The sequence below is a fragment of the Umezawaea endophytica genome (assembly GCF_025061645.1).
GTDB classification, from domain to species: domain Bacteria; phylum Actinomycetota; class Actinomycetes; order Mycobacteriales; family Pseudonocardiaceae; genus Umezawaea; species Umezawaea endophytica.
Genome location: NZ_JANYMP010000002.1, coordinates 525,845 through 540,092 on the forward strand (window position 1 = coordinate 525,845; position 14,248 = coordinate 540,092).

General features: G+C 71.8%; 12 protein-coding genes. 5 read left to right on the plus strand and 7 right to left on the minus strand.

Going from position 1 to position 14,248, the window contains the following annotated elements:
- Positions 1–108: 108 nt before the first annotated feature.
- Positions 109–513, plus strand: coding sequence for a winged helix-turn-helix transcriptional regulator (locus NZH93_RS06000; protein WP_259621897.1), 405 nt, complete (start codon positions 109–111; stop codon positions 511–513).
- Here the strand turns inward: NZH93_RS06000 and NZH93_RS06005 are convergent.
- The 3 genes from NZH93_RS06005 to NZH93_RS06015 form a co-directional block, all read right to left on the minus strand.
- Complete coding sequence (locus NZH93_RS06005) at positions 510–2,507, minus strand: hypothetical protein (RefSeq protein WP_259621898.1); 1,998 nt, start codon at positions 2,505–2,507, stop codon at positions 510–512. The genes NZH93_RS06000 and NZH93_RS06005 overlap by 4 nt on opposite strands.
- The gene (locus NZH93_RS06010; protein WP_259621899.1) at positions 2,504–3,226 is read right to left on the minus strand and encodes a nucleotidyl cyclase domain-containing protein; all 723 of its coding nucleotides are present in this window, start codon (positions 3,224–3,226) and stop codon (positions 2,504–2,506) included. Before NZH93_RS06010 ends, NZH93_RS06005 begins: the two co-directional genes overlap by 4 nt.
- Positions 3,227–3,302: 76 nt before the next feature.
- Positions 3,303–3,971 carry a Crp/Fnr family transcriptional regulator gene (locus NZH93_RS06015; RefSeq protein WP_259621900.1) on the minus strand — a complete coding sequence of 223 codons (669 nt, stop codon included), beginning with the start codon at positions 3,969–3,971 and terminating at the stop codon, positions 3,303–3,305.
- A 365-nt stretch (positions 3,972–4,336) separates the two neighbouring features.
- Between NZH93_RS06015 and NZH93_RS06020 the strand changes: the two genes are divergently transcribed.
- Positions 4,337–5,416, plus strand: a complete 1,080-nt coding sequence (locus NZH93_RS06020) for a chitinase (protein ID WP_259621901.1) — start codon at positions 4,337–4,339, stop codon at positions 5,414–5,416.
- Between the two features lie 71 nt (positions 5,417–5,487).
- Here the strand turns inward: NZH93_RS06020 and NZH93_RS06025 are convergent, their stop codons facing one another.
- A complete protein-coding gene (locus NZH93_RS06025; protein WP_259621902.1) occupies positions 5,488–6,231 on the minus strand; it encodes an STAS domain-containing protein in 744 nt (247 codons plus the stop codon).
- Positions 6,232–6,345: 114 nt separating this feature from the next.
- On the opposite strand from NZH93_RS06025, the gene NZH93_RS50535 reads away from it, so the two are divergent.
- The gene (locus NZH93_RS50535; protein ID WP_259621903.1) at positions 6,346–8,640 is read left to right on the plus strand and encodes an ATP-binding protein; all 2,295 of its coding nucleotides are present in this window, start codon (positions 6,346–6,348) and stop codon (positions 8,638–8,640) included.
- Here the strand turns inward: NZH93_RS50535 and NZH93_RS06035 are convergent.
- Positions 8,600–9,337, minus strand: coding sequence for a DUF2306 domain-containing protein (locus NZH93_RS06035; protein ID WP_259621904.1), 738 nt, complete (start codon positions 9,335–9,337; stop codon positions 8,600–8,602). The two genes, NZH93_RS50535 and NZH93_RS06035, sit on opposite strands and share 41 nt — an antisense overlap.
- Positions 9,338–9,429: 92 nt before the next feature.
- Between NZH93_RS06035 and NZH93_RS50540 the strand changes: the two genes are divergently transcribed.
- Both NZH93_RS50540 and NZH93_RS06050 read left to right on the plus strand, forming a co-directional pair.
- Complete coding sequence (locus NZH93_RS50540; protein WP_308214171.1) at positions 9,430–12,066, plus strand: AAA family ATPase; 2,637 nt, start codon at positions 9,430–9,432, stop codon at positions 12,064–12,066.
- A gap of 171 nt (positions 12,067–12,237) precedes the next feature.
- Complete coding sequence (locus NZH93_RS06050; RefSeq protein WP_259621905.1) at positions 12,238–12,435, plus strand: hypothetical protein; 198 nt, start codon at positions 12,238–12,240, stop codon at positions 12,433–12,435.
- Between the two features lie 44 nt (positions 12,436–12,479).
- Here NZH93_RS06050 and NZH93_RS06055 read toward each other — a convergent pair whose 3' ends face one another.
- Positions 12,480–13,082 (minus strand): response regulator transcription factor, encoded by a 603-nt coding sequence (locus NZH93_RS06055; protein ID WP_259621906.1) that lies wholly within the window; start codon positions 13,080–13,082, stop codon positions 12,480–12,482.
- Positions 13,079–14,209: a sensor histidine kinase gene (locus NZH93_RS06060; RefSeq protein WP_259621907.1), complete on the minus strand. Its 1,131-nt coding sequence runs from the start codon at positions 14,207–14,209 to the stop codon at positions 13,079–13,081. The genes NZH93_RS06055 and NZH93_RS06060 overlap by 4 nt, the downstream gene beginning before the upstream one ends.
- Positions 14,210–14,248: the final 39 nt, after the last annotated feature.

A 14,248-nucleotide genomic window follows, 5' to 3' on the forward strand; every position in this document is an offset into this window, starting at 1 on the left:
TGAACCGACTGTATGCTTACTCGTAGATTGCACTAACTTCTAGAAAGTGCCAACCCCGAGTGAGTGCTGTCACGATGGAGAGTGCTGTGTACGAGGTACCGTGAAAACATGAGCGAAATGCCCGTTCAGCCGACTGACGAGCACGCGCGGCTGGTGGCCGACGTGTTCGCCAGGGCGTGCACGTCGCGGGTGACGTTGGAGCACGTGACCGGTCGGTGGGGCACCCTGGCGATGGTCGCGCTGCTGGACGGCACGCTGCGGTTCAACGCGCTGCGCCGTCGGGTCAGCGGGGTGAGCGAGAAGATGCTCGCGCAGACGCTGCAAGCACTGGAGCGGGACGGGTTCGTGGTGCGGGAGGCGCAGCCGACGATCCCGCCGAAGGTCGAGTACAGCCTGACGGCCAGCGGTGAGCAGGCCGCCGAGCTGCTGCTGCGGCTGATCGACTTCGTCGAGGAGCGGATGCCAGAGGTGAGGGCGGCCAACGCCAGGTACGACGAGGCCAAGGGGCGTTAGCGCTTGGCCCGCTGCGCTCGCCGCGCGGTGCGGAAGACGTGGTGGATCGACGTCCGCCAGGCCGGGTGGGTCCGGACCAGGGTGAGGACGGTGCTCCGGCGTGTCCACCAGCGCAGGTTGGGTGCGACCAGCGTCGTCAGGTCGACCAGCGCCGCCGCGGCCCGCTCGTCCCACCGGGCGTACGCCGCCAGGTCGGCCAACTGGGACAGGGCCACGTCGCCGAACTCCGGATCGGCCAGCACCCGGTTGACCAGGGTTCTGACCTGGTCCGGGTAGTCCTCGGCGAACTCGCGCGAGTCGAGGTCGGACGGCACGATCCCGGTGATCCACATGCCGAGGCTCAGCGACACGGTGCGCAGGCCGTTGCGCCGGTTCTGGCCGTTCGTCCACGACACCACCGTGTTCAGCACGTGCTCGCGGTGCTCCTGGTCGCCCAGCATGGCCAGCACTCCCGCGACCACGGCGTTCTGCGGGGACGGCCGGTCGGTGCGGCCGATCTTGGCCAGTTGCAGCAACGCCGTCGGCAGGTCGCGCAGGCCGAAGGGGGAGCCGTAGACGGTGGCCGCCGTCCACTGCCGGTACGCCGAACCGCGGTCCGCCCAGTCCTCCAGCGTCTGGCGAACGAGGGGGAGCAGGTCGTGGTCGTCGGCGAGGTGCTCCAGCATCGCCGCGGCCAGCCTGCGCTGCGCCACGCTGGACCGCGTGGCGAGCTGGTCGACCAGCCTGAGCGGGTCGTGCGCGGGCACCTCCGCGATGATCGCGCACAGCGTTCGCCTGGTCGCGTCCGGGAAGCGTCCCAGCATCGCCGGGTCGCACATCCAGTCGGTCAGCACGTCCCGCGCCGACGGGAACTCGCCCCACACGTGCCAGAACACGGTCTTCGCCCAGTCCTGGCGTTCGAAGCGGACCGTTTCCTCGCGCAGCCCCGCGTGCCGGGGGTGGTCGCGGACCGTGGGCACCGCGCGGATGTCCCGGAGCAGGGCCTCCTTCGACTTCGCGAAGACCCGACGCGGGCGGAGTTTCTTGTCCTCGGGGAGTTCCGCGCTCCGGATGCGCTGGTCCAGGTTCATCCCGTGCCGCATCACCTCCTCGAAGGGCTGGTTCTCCAGCAGCGCCACGGCGAGCGCCTTCGGGATCTCGATCCCGTTCTGCTCCCCGAACCACTGCGCCACCGCGTCGCGGACGTCCTCCTCCAGTTCGGCGAGCGCCGACGGCGCGTCGAGCTCGCCGCGAGCCACCCGGATCGCCAGCCGGGCCGCCCTGACCGCCTTCTCCGGCCGGTCCTCGTCGGTCAACGCCTCGGCGAACTCGGACTTCAGCAGCGTCGACGGCTGTTCCGGCGCGTCCGGCTCGAGCTTCCTGATCGTGGCCTGCGCGACCTCCACCGCGGACGGTGGTGTCAACCCCACCGCGACGTCGTGCGCGGTGCCCACCACCTGGTTCCGCCGGTCGAGGACGATCACCAGCTCGCAGGCCTTCCCCCTGACCAGCGCGGCGAGGTTGTCGAACTCCCAGTCGGCGAAGGGGGTGCCGCCCGAGTCGCTCAGGTCCCAGATGTAGCCCTCCCCGCGGACGAGGTCGGATTCCTTGACCGAGCGCGGGGTGCGGTCGCGGTTCATCTCGATGACCGCCCCGCAGCCGGCGTCGACCAGCAGCCGTCGCGCGGTGAACATCCGGCCGCTTCCCCGGCCCCACAGCACGACCACGTGGTGTTCGCGCAGCAGCCTGCGCGCCTTGTCCATCTGCTGTGGTGCCACGAAGTGCTTTCGGACCTCGTCGATCTCCTCCGCGGTCGCGCGCCGCAGCATGAGGTCCGGCGCCGACCCCGTCGCATCGAGGATGGTCACGTTGCCCTTGACCGTGCCCGCCTGGAGCCCGTACATGTTGCCGTTGGTCGTGTTCGACCGGTCGAGGTCGGGGATCAGCCGCTGCTCGCCCGGTGACAGGGCGGCCTTGTCCTCGCCCGCGACCGGGGCGTCCTGCGGTTCGGTCATCGCGGTGCCGTGCCGAACGTGATGCCGCCGTACACCGTTTCCGCCTGGATCCCTTTCATGGTGCCGTTGACCAGGTTGACCACCCGACCGCGTTCCCGGTGCTCGGGCGTGGGCGGGGAGCTGGTCGCGGCACCGGCGTCGAAACCGGGGATCCGGATCCAGGCCGTGCTCGCGTACTCCTTGTCCTGCACCGACAACGGGGTGAACTCGCGCTGCCGGACCGTCCGGGTGTGGTTCCCGCTGAACGCGGTCCGCAGGGCGTGGTCCGAGATGATCAGCGCCGTGTTGGCGCCGTCGGCGCCCTGCTCTTCCAGGCAGCGCACGAAAATGCCCTTGAACGCCGACGAGTCCAGCAGCCTGCTGAGCGTGACCTTCGCGGCGTACAGGCCGGGCTCGTCACCCACCGGGCCGACCTCGACCGCGATCCGCAGCCGCACTTCCGGTTTCTGCCAACGGTTCCGCTCGGCCAGCGTGTCCTCCATGTCGTGCGCCAGGTCCAGCAGGACGCCCAGCCGTTCGCTCGGCAGGGTCAGGAGGGCGCCGTCGCCGGTCATCTCCCTGTCCAGCACTTCCGACGGCTCGATGTCGCTGCTCGCCAGCGCCCGGTCCAGCACGTCGTCCACGGTGCGGTGCACCGCCGCCAAGTGGTAGCCGGGATTCGCCGCCGATCCGACGACGTCCACGCCCAGCAACGCCCGGTGTTGTGGAACGAGTTCCACCGAGTACCTCCCCCTCCGATGATGTCGGGGCAGATTCTCGGGGCGTTCCGGTCGCCCTTCTCCCGGAAATCCGGGACTACGGGCGATCGGGCCCGCGGCGTGGTCGGGCGAGCAGCGCCTCCAGCTCGTCCGGCTCGGTGATCAGGTAGGCGAGCCGGTGCGTGGTGAGCAGGCCCGACGCGCGCAGCAGTGCGAGCGCGACCTCGACGTGCTTCTCGGAGGCGGCGACGGCCTGCGCGATGTCCCGCTGGCGCAGGCCCCGCACGAGCAGCCCCGAGGACGTCGGGGTGCCGACAGACCGCGCCCACCTCAGCAGCGTCATGCCGACCCTGGTCGGCACGTCGTGGGCCTGGTCGAGCTGGTGGTTGTCCGCGTCCCGCTGCCGGTCCGTCCAGGTCCGGGTGAGGAAGCGGCGCACCGCGACGTTCTCGTCCACCAGCCGGAGGAACGTGCCCGCAGCCACCCGCACGGCCCACCCGTCCAGCACGGCCAGCACCTCCGCGCTGCGCGGTTGGCCGCTGAGGACGCCGTTCTCGCCGATCAGCGCTCCGGGGCCGAGGACGTTCGCCACGGTCTCGACGCCGTCGACGCCCGAGAGGACGACCTTCACCAGCCCGGCCTCGACCAGCAGCACCTTGTCGCTGGCGGCGCCCACCGCGATCAGGCGGTCGCCCCTCCGGAACGGCGTCGAGCGGCCCGCGGCCCGCAACGCGTCGCGACCCCTGTCGACCGGTTGACCGCTCACAGCCCCATGCTGCCGAAGTCGGTGGGCTTTGCGGCACGGCTGGGAGCGGTTCACCCCTTTGGTCGTTCAGGGGCGTTGTTGATCAGGTGTGTTCGACGCCACTGTTGACCTTTGTTCGTTCCTGAAACCGTTTGTTCACTGCGCCGAGTCCCCGGCCAGCGGGTTCACACTCCTGAAGATCAGGTCCTTCGGGGTTCCGAAAATGGTCTGAACCCTTGACTGGTCTATACCACCTGCGGTTCACTGTGTCACCGGTCACAGGAATTCGTCGGACGAGTCGGCTCGTCCGGTCTGTTCGGCGTGCCTGGAAACCGGCCTTGTCGTCAAAGATGTGCGGCCCTGCAACCGCACGAGGGAGTGATCAAGTGTCGAGGCTTCGCATCATCGCCGCGTTCGCCGCGGTGGCCTGCGCGACCGCGCTGGCGGTCGTCCTGCCGACCTCGGCGACGGCCACCAGCAGCGTCAGCGCGGCCGCCTGCGACTACCCGAGCTGGGTGGCCGGTCGGAACTACGTCACGGGCAACATCGTGAAGTACACCGACGGCAAGTTCTACATCGCCGAGCACGACAACCCCGGCTACGACCCGATCATCAGCACGTGGTTCTGGGACCCGTTCGCCTGCGACGGCGGCGGGAACACGCCCACCTGCGACTACCCGAACTGGGTGGCCGGTCGGAACTACGTCACGGGCAACATCGTGAAGTACACCGACGGCAAGTACTACATCGCCGAGCACGACAACCCCGGCTACGACCCGATCATCAGCACCTGGTTCTGGGACCCGTTCACCTGCGGTGGTGGCACGACGCCTCCGCCGATCCCCGGTGGCTTCGTGGTCTCGGAAGCGCAGTTCAACCAGATGTTCCCCGGTCGGAACTCCTTCTACACCTACAGCGGTCTGACGGCGGCGCTCAGCGCCTACCCGGCGTTCGCGAACAGCGGCAGCGACACGGTCAAGAAGCAGGAAGCGGCCGCGTTCCTGGCGAACGTGAACCACGAGACCGGCGGTCTGGTCCACATCGTGGAGCAGAACCAGGCGAACTACCCTCACTACTGCGACACCAGCCAGTCCTACGGCTGCCCCGCTGGTCAGGCCGCGTACTACGGTCGCGGGCCGATCCAGTTGAGCTGGAACTTCAACTACAAGGCCGCGGGCGACGCCCTCGGCATCAACCTGCTCGGTGACCCGTGGCAGGTCGAGCGGAACGCGTCGGTCGCCTGGAAGACCGGCCTCTGGTACTGGAACACGCAGTCCGGCCCCGGCACCATGACCCCGCACAACGCGATGGTCAACGGCGCCGGGTTCGGCGAGACGATCCGCAGCATCAACGGCAGCCTGGAGTGCGGCGGGCGCAACCCCGCCCAGGTCCAGAGCCGCGTGGACGCGTACAACCGGTTCGTCGGGATCCTCGGCACCAGTGCGGGCAACAACCTGTACTGCTAGTCAGGGCAACGCGTGAACGGGGTGCGGCCTTCCGGGGCCGCACCCCGTTCTGCTGTCCGGGCACCGCGCCGTCAGTTGGCCACGGCGGGCTGATCCGTGGGGATGTCCAGCACGGTCCAGAGGACCATCCGGTCGGAGCTGACCCTGGTCTCGCCCATGCGGAAGTCGCAGATCGCGATGGACGCGATGTTGTGCCGCAGCGTCAGCCGTTCGCTGGTCGCGAGGCGGGCGGAGGTGCGGACGCCGATCGACAGCTCCCGGTCCCGGCGGCGCAGCACCAGCGAGACGGAGGCGTCGTCGTCCGTGTGCGTGACCATCTCGCCCGCGACCTGCGGCGCGATCTCCAGCAGCGACGACACGCCCCAGCGGCGACACGCCCGTTCGGTGATCTCCTCGGCGACGTGCGGCCTGCACCGGCAGCCGGGCAGCGGCTCGGTGACCTGGTCGCCGTGCCGCAGCGCCGCCACGGCCGCCAGCGCGGCGTCGGTCGTGCGGAACCTCGGCATGTGGCGGGGCAGCCCCTTGGCGTCGAGCAGCGCCGCGACCTCGGGGTTGTCGACGACCATCATCAGCGGGGTGCCGGGCCAGCGGGCCGCGGACGTCCACACGATGTCGAACGCCACCAGCAGCACGGGACAGCGGACCACGAGGTCGTCCAGTTCCACGACGACGCCGAGCGGCTCCCGGCCCGCGTGGTCGAGCAACTCGTCCTGGACGCGCAGGTAGGTCGACCAGTCGAGCCTGCCCGCCACCGTCACCACCAGCACCCCGTCGCGGTGCCGGGTGGTGATGCGCAACTCGTCTTCCACTGCCATCAGACCAGGGTCCGACGTGCCCGTGTCCCCCGTCCAGGGGGTAATTACCCGTGTTGTCCAGCCCCACCGGAACACCGGATTGACCGGTTGTCGGCCCGACCATATGGTGCCGGCGTGGGAGCTTCCGTCTCGTCCGGCCACGTCGGCACCCTCCCCGCCAGCACCACGGGTCTCACCGGTCGAAAGCAGGACTCGGCCGAGGTCAAGCGGCTGCTGGCGAAGGCGAGGCTGGTCACCCTGACCGGCGTCGCCGGGGTGGGCAAGACGAGGCTCTCCCTGCGCGTCGCCGCGGACCTGCGCCGGGCCTTCGCCGACGGCGTGTGGTTCGTCGAGCTCGCCCACATCGTCGACGCGGACCTGCTCGCGCACACGGTCGTCGAGGCGCTGGGAGCCCGCGACGGCACCGGCCGGGACCAAACCGCCGTGCTCGTCGCGCACCTGCGGGACCGGCAGGCGCTGCTCGTCCTCGACGGGTGCGAACACCTCCTGGACGCCGTCGCCGACCTCGCGGGCACGCTGCTGCGCGCGGCTCCCGGCCTCCGCCTGCTCGTGACGAGCCGGGAGCGGCTCGACGTCGAGGGCGAGCACCTGTGGCGGGTGGCGCCGCTGGCGCTGCCCGACCCCCAGCGCCCCGAGCGGGGGACGCGGTACGCGGCGCTCGACCTGTTCGCCGACCGCGCCGCCGCCGTGGTCCCCGACTTCGCGCTGACCCCCGACAACGAGCTGCTGGTCGCGGAGATCTGCCACCTGCTCGGCGGCATCCCGCTGGCCATCGAACTGGCCGCCGTCCTGCTGCGGCTGCTGCCGCTGGAGCACCTGCGCGACGGGCTGCACGACACCTACCGCGTGCTCGCCGCGGGCAGGCGCGGCGGGCTGCCGCGGCACCAGACGCTGAGCGCCGCCGTTGAGTGGAGCTACGCCCTGTGCACCGAGCAGGAGCAGAGCCTGTGGCGGCGGGTGTCGGTGTTCTCCGGGAGCTTCGGCCTCGAAGCCGCCGAGGACGTGTGCGACGGCGACCTCGAGGTGCTCGGCGCGCTCGCCGACAAGTCCGTGCTGATCGTCGAGCAGGGCGTCGACGGGGTGCGGTTCCGGCTGCTGGAGCCGCTCCGCCAGTTCGGCCGCGACCGGCTGCGGGCCGTCGACGAGGAGGAGTCGTTGCGGCGCAAGCACCGCGACCACTTCGTCGCGCTCGCCGAACGCGGTGAGCGCGAGTGGTTCGGCCCCGACCAGCCCGACGTGCAGGACCGCACCCGCCTGGACCACGCCAACCTGCGCGTCGCGCTGGACCACTGCCTCGGCTCGCCGGAGGAGCACCTGGCCGGGCTGCACCTCGTCGGCACGCTGTGGTTCTACTGGGCGGGGTGCGGCGCGCTCGGCGAGGGCCGGAGGTGGGTCGACCGGGTGCTGGCGCTCGACACCGGACCCGGCCGCCGCCGCGCGAAGGTGCTGTGGGTGGGCGGGTACCTCGCGACCTTGCAGGGCGACCTCGACGCGGCGGTGTCGATGCTGGAGGAGTGCCGGGAGTACGCGGAGGAGGCCGGTGACGAGTCCGCGCTCGCGTACTCGACCCACCGGTTGGCGTGCACGATGTTGGTCGGCGACGACCTCGACCGCGCGGCCGGGCTGTTCGAGGAGGCGTTGGCCAGCTACCGGAGGCTGGGGCTGTTCGACAGCAACGTGCTGCTGGCGCGGGTCGAACTCGGCATCGTGGCGGTGTTCCGCGCCGACTTCGAGCTGGCGGCCTCGCTGTGCGAGGAGGCGCGGGACCTGGGGGAGCGGTACGGCGAGCAGTGGGCCACCGCGTACGCGACGTGGGTGCTGGCCATGTGCGCGTTCGTCCGGGGCGACTGGGACCGGTCGGAGGCGTTGGCGCGCGAGTGCCTGCGGGTGAAGCGGACGTTCGACGACCTGCTCGGGATGGTGCTGGCGATCGAGGTGCTGGCCTGGAGCGCCGCCGGGCGCGGTGCGGCCGAGCGGGCGGCGACCCTGCTCGGGGCCGCGCACCGGATCTGGCAGTCCGTGGGGTACCCGATGTTCGGGTCGCGGCACTTCGGCGCGCCGCACGGGGACTGCGAGCGGGCGGCCATCGACGTGCTGGGCGACCGGGCGTTCGGGCGGGCGCTGCGGCGGGGGATGGCGTTCGGGCTCGCGGAGGCGGTGCGGTTCGCGTTGGAGGAGCCCGTCCTCGCGGTGGTGGAGGAAGCGCCGACGCCGTTGACGCGGCGCGAGCAGGAGGTCGCCGACCTGGTGGCGGGCGGGCTGTCGAACAAGGACATCGCGGTGCGGCTGGTGATCGCTCGACGGACCGCGGAGGGCCACGTCGAGCGGATCCTCCAGAAGTTGGGGTTCAGCTCCCGCACGCAGATCGCTAACTGGATCGCTGAGCGGGCTCGGGTGGCTGGAGGCTAGGCGTCCCGCTGGTCCGGTCGTCGCGCCTCGGGGCGGCGGTCGGGCGGCGCCTGCTCGTGCGTTCGATCCACCACTCGGCCAGGAGCAGGTTGACCACCCAGCTCAGCCACACGGTCGCGGTGAACGCGGGCATCATCAGCGCTTCCGCCTCGGCGTCCGTCGAGGTGATCAGCGGGACGACCACGGCGATCATCAGCACGCCCCACAGGCGGTTGACCACGATCGACATGCCCAGCGCGAAACTGCGGATCATCCACCTGCGGTGCTCCTGGAAGCGCCGCTGCCTGGCCATCCGGAAACCCGCGACGGTCGTCGCGAACCAGACCGTCGACAGCAGCAGGTTGCCCGCGGAGCCGACGAAACCGGTGTGGCCGTAGATGGAGACCGGGATGGCCAGGACGGCGGCGGGCAGGGCCGTGGAGACGTAGGCGCGGCCGAGCAGGCGGTGGATCGACGGGTACCTGGAGCGGAACCAGGGCCAGACCTGGAAGCAGCTCGCCAGCAGGGCGACCGAGCCCAGGAAGATGTGCAGCACCAGTGCCGGGTAGTGCAGCGGCGCGTTCTCCCGGATGGGCAGCAGGGACCGCGTCGGGTCAAGGGTCAGGTAGCGCGGGACGGAGAAGGCCAGGAAGGCCACGGTCACGAACAGCAGTGGCGCGATCCACGGACGGCGCCAGAAGGCCACGGTGGTGCTCATTTCGATTCCCCCTCGGTGTGCGGTCAGCCTCCCCGGCCGAGCGGCCCCGGCGCTTCGGTCAAACCGACTGAGGTCGGTACTAGAGTCGTCGGGTGATCCACGGGCGTCAGGCCGAGCAGGACGTCGTCGCCGCGCTGCTGGCGGGCGCGGCGGAGGGGCGCGGCGGGGTGCTGGTGCTGCGCGGTGAGGCGGGGATCGGGAAGAGCACGCTGCTGCGCCACGCGGTCGCGGGCGCGCCCGGCGCGCTGGTGCTGAGCTGCGCGGGCGTGGAGTCGGAGGTCGCACAGGCGTTCAGCGGGCTGCACCAGTTGGTGCGGCCGGTCCTGCGGCACGTCGACGGGCTGCCCCCGGCGCAGGCCGACGCGCTGCGCGGGGCGTTGGGGATCGCGGACGGGGGCGCGTCCGAGTTCGTCGTGTCGGCCGCGCTGGTGGCCCTGATCGCCGCCGTGGCCGCCGAGGGGCCGCTGCTGCTGGTCGTGGACGACCTCCAGTGGCTCGACCGGGCGTCCGCCGGTGCGCTGCTGTTCGCGTGCCGACGCCTCGTCGACGAGCCCGTCGCGGTGCTGCTCGCGGTCCGCGATTCCACTGTGGACACATCGGACCTGCCCCAGGTGGTGTTGGAGGGGCTGGCGAAGCCCGACGCGGCCCGGCTGCTGGAGGACCGCGGGCAGGAGTGGCCGGGTGACGCCGTGCTCTCCGCGACCGGCGGGAACCCGTTGGCGCTGGTGGAACTCGCGGAGCACGACGACCTGGGCCCGGTGGTCGCGGACTTCGCGCTGACGGGGACCGTCCCGGTGGGAACGCGGGTGCGCAAGGCGTTCCTGCGGCGGGTGCTGGCGCTGCCGCCGTCGGCGCGGTCGCTGCTGCTGGTCGCGGCGGCCGAGGACACCGGGCGGTTGGACACGGTGCTGGGCGCCGCGCGGCGCCTCGGCGTGGCCGACGACGCGCTCGGCGCCGCGGAGGAGTCCGGGTTGCTCACCGTGGTGGGGACGGAGTTGCGGTTCCGCCACCCGCTGGTGCGGTCGGCCGTGTACGCCGACGCGACGTTCCACCGCCGTCGGGCCGCGCACCTGGCCATCGCGGACCAGCTCGGGTCGAGCACGGACCGGGCCACCTGGCACCGGGCCGTCGCCGCGACCGGGCCGGACGAGCGGCTGGCCGAGGCGGTGGAACGCGGTGCGGACGAGGCTCGCCGCCGGGGCGGGGAAGCCGCCGCGGTGGCGGTGCTGCGCCGGGCGGCGCGGTTGAGCGAGACGGTGGACGGGCGGCGGCGCAGGCTGGTGACGGCGGCGTTCGTCGCGCTGGACTCGGGTCAGCCGGACGTCGCGAGGGCGCTGGTCGGCGAGGTGATGGTGGACCGCGTTCCCGCGGTCACGCTGGCGCAGCTCAACGGCACCGTCGAGCTGTACAGCGGCGACCCGGCGGTGGCCTTCGGGCACCTGATGAGGTGCGGCGAGCTGCTGGCCGACGACGACCCGGAGGAAGCGGCGTGGACGTTCACGCTGGCCTCGTCCGGCGCCTTCCTCGCGAGCGACATGATCGGCGCGCGGACGGCCACCGAGCGGATCCTCGACCTCGACTGCTCACCCGCCACGCTCCGGGCGGCACGGGCGCTCCTGGACGGCGTGATCACGTCGCAGGAGCTGTGGGAGCTGCCGGGTGACCTGGCCGAGCACCAGCCGGACGGTGGTGAGCGCACGTGGATGTGGGCCACGGTCATCGCCTGGCTCGGCTCCGACCAGCGTGAGGCCCGCAAGCTCGCCGAGGCCGCGGGGGCCAGGCTGCGGGCCGTGGCCGCGACCGGCGCGATCTCGGAACTGCTGTACTACCAGGCCGACATCGCCTACCGGCTCGGGTTGTGGCCCGAAGGGGTCGCGCACGCCGAGGAGGGCGTCCGGTTCTCCCACGAGGCAGGGCAGCGCGGGTGGACCGCGAACCTGCTCGCCGTGCTGGCCCGGTTCGCCGCCGCGCGCGGTGACGCCGTGGCGTGCAAGGAGTACGCCGAACGCGCGCTCGCCATCGCGGTGCCGCTGCGGCAGCACGCTGCGGCGGGGATGGTGCGGGCGGCGCTCGGCCTGCTCGCGCTGGGGGACGGCGACGACGCCGGGGCGTTCGCCCTGCTGGCCGAACTGGACGTCCAGCCGCTGATGACGGTCGGCGCGCTGACCGACGTCGTCGAGGCCGCGGTGCGCGTCGGCGAGCGCGACCTGGCGCTGCGGCACGTGGAGTGGTTCGAGAAGTGGGCCGGTGACCGGGTGTGGACGCGGGAACGGCTGCACCAGTGCCACGCGCTGCTCTCCGACGACCCGGAACCGCACCACCTGGGGGCACTGTCCACAGAGGATGGCCGCGACCGGCCGTTCGTCCGCGCCAGAACACACCTGCTGTACGGGGAATGGCTGCGGCGCGAGCGGCGCGGGGTCGACGCGCGGGTCCACCTGCGGGCCGCGGCCGAGCTGTACGGCGGCCTCGGCGCCACCGCGTGGACCCGGCGGGCGGAGGGTGAACTGCGCGCGGCGGGTGGATCGTTCCAGCGCGACGCCGGAACGCTTACCCCTCAGGAGTTGCAGGTCGCCCAGCTCGCCGCCGTCGGCTACAGCAACCGCGAGATCGGGGAGCGCCTGCACCTGAGCCCGCGCACCGTCGGCTCGCACCTCTACCGCGTGTTCCCGAAGCTCGGCGTGACCTCCCGCGGCCAGTTGCGGAACCTCGACCTCGACGCTCAGTGACGGGCGTTCGGGTCTTCTTCAGGTATCGATCCGACCAGATGTATCCCCAACGCAACCTGGACGGCGTAGTCTCGGTGGGTACCGACCTGCGCCTTTACCGGTGCGGGGCGGGCGCCAAACCGGAATCGCGTCATCCCCCGCGGCGATTCCGGAACCGGATGAGGAGCACCTTTGATCACGGAACGACGAATCGGACCTGTGCGTGAGCGCGACCGGTTGGCCGAGGCACGCGCCGACGAGAAGATCCAGACGGTGATCCAGAACGGCAAGGCCGCCCGCACGGTGGCCGATCACGCCGACAACGCCGACGACTGCCAGCGCCTGCTGGAGATGCTCGGGTTGGAAGCCATGGAAGGCAAGCGTTCTTAGCTGGTGAGAGACCTGACGGGGCCTGATCCTCGAAACGGGCCCCGTCAGATCCAGCCTTCCTCCCACGCCAGGCGTGCCGCTTCGTGCCTGGTGCTCACGTTGAGCTTGGTCATGGCCGAGGACAGGTAGTTCCGCACCGTTCCGGCGGCCAGGTTCGACTCGCGTGCGATGCCCGCCACCGGGCCGCCGCGCAGCGCGTGGCGCAGCACTTCGAGTTCGCGCGCCGTGAGCGGGCAAGCACCCTCGGTCAACGCGGCCGCCGCGATGTCCGAGTCCACGTACCGGCTGCCCGCCCGCACGTCCCGCAGGATCGACGCCAGTCGGGACGCCGGTGTGGTCTTCGGCACGAATCCACGCACCCCCGCGGCCAGCGCGCGCTTCAACACGCCCGGCCGGGCGTGCCGGGTGACGAGGACGACCACGAGGTCCGGCACGTCCCGAACGGCCTCCGCCGCACGCACCCCGTCACGGCCCGGCATCTCCAGGTCGAACACCGCGATGTCCGGTCGGTGCTCGCGCACGGCCCGCACCGCCGCGTCGCCGTCGCTGACCTCCGCGACGACCGTGATGTCGTCCTCCAGTTCCAGCAACGCCGCCAGCGCGCCGCGGATCAGGTCCTCGTCGTCGGCCAGCACCACGCGGATCACGCGCGCACCCCGGCACTACCGGAGAGCTCGTACCCGTCCTCCGCGGTAGGGCCCGCGTCGACCCGGCCACCCGCCGCCGCGAACCGCTCGCGCAGACCGGCCAGTCCCGATCCCGCCTGCTCCTCCGGGACGCCCGCCACGCCGTCGTTCTGGAGGCGCACCCGCACTTCCTCCCCTCGCACGGAGATCAGCACCGTGCACCGCTCGGCCTTGCTGTGCCGCAACACGTTCGTCGTGCCCTCCCGGACGAGCGCGCCGAACAACTGCTGGAGCTGCTCCGGCACCTCGCCCGCGTCGCCGACGACCGTCGTCGTGATGCCGACCGCCTCCAGGATGCCGACGGCGTTGGTGATCTCCGTGCCCAGGTCCGCCCGCCGGTAGCCCTGCACGACCTCGCGGGTCTCCGCCAACGCCGTCCGCGCCAGGTCCGCGATCTCGGCCGCCAGCTTGCGCGCGGTCTCGTCGTCCCGGCCGACCAGCCGCTCGGTCAGCTCCCCCTTGAGCGCGATGGCCTGGAGGTTGTGGCCCTGGATGTCGTGCAGGTCGGCGGCGAACCGCAGCCGCTCCTCGGCCACGGCCAGCGCCCGCGCGGTGTCGCGGGCCCGGTCGAGTTCCTGGACCAGCCGCCAGAACCACATCGTCGTCAGCTCGACGAACGCGAGCGTGGCGACGAGGGCGACCACCCCGATCACGTCGTCCGCGCCGGTCTCCGCGTTGCCCCAGGCGCCGACCGTGACGATCGCGGCGGTGCCGCCGACCCCGATGGCGACGCGCGCGGCCATCGGCGTCAGCAGGGCGACGTGCGCGATCACGGCGCCGGGCACGAACGCCCACAGGCCGCTCACCGGGTGCTGGGTCGACACGACGGCCCACGAGCCGAGCGCGACCGCGAACGTCGCGGCGTGCTCCGGCCACCGGACGCTCCCCGAACCGCCGCGCATGGCCAGCGACAGGTACCTGGAGTGCTGCACGACGACCACGGCCAGCGCCAACGCCAACCCGGTCGTCCTGACGGCGCCGTAGCCGCTGGTGGCCAGGTCCAGCGTCCCGCCCAACGTCAGCAGCGCCGGACCCATGGCCAACGAGAACCAGGTGTACTGGCGCAGTCGACCCATCGGGTTGCTCACAGCACGAACCTACGGACACCGGGCCGCCCGCGTCTGCTG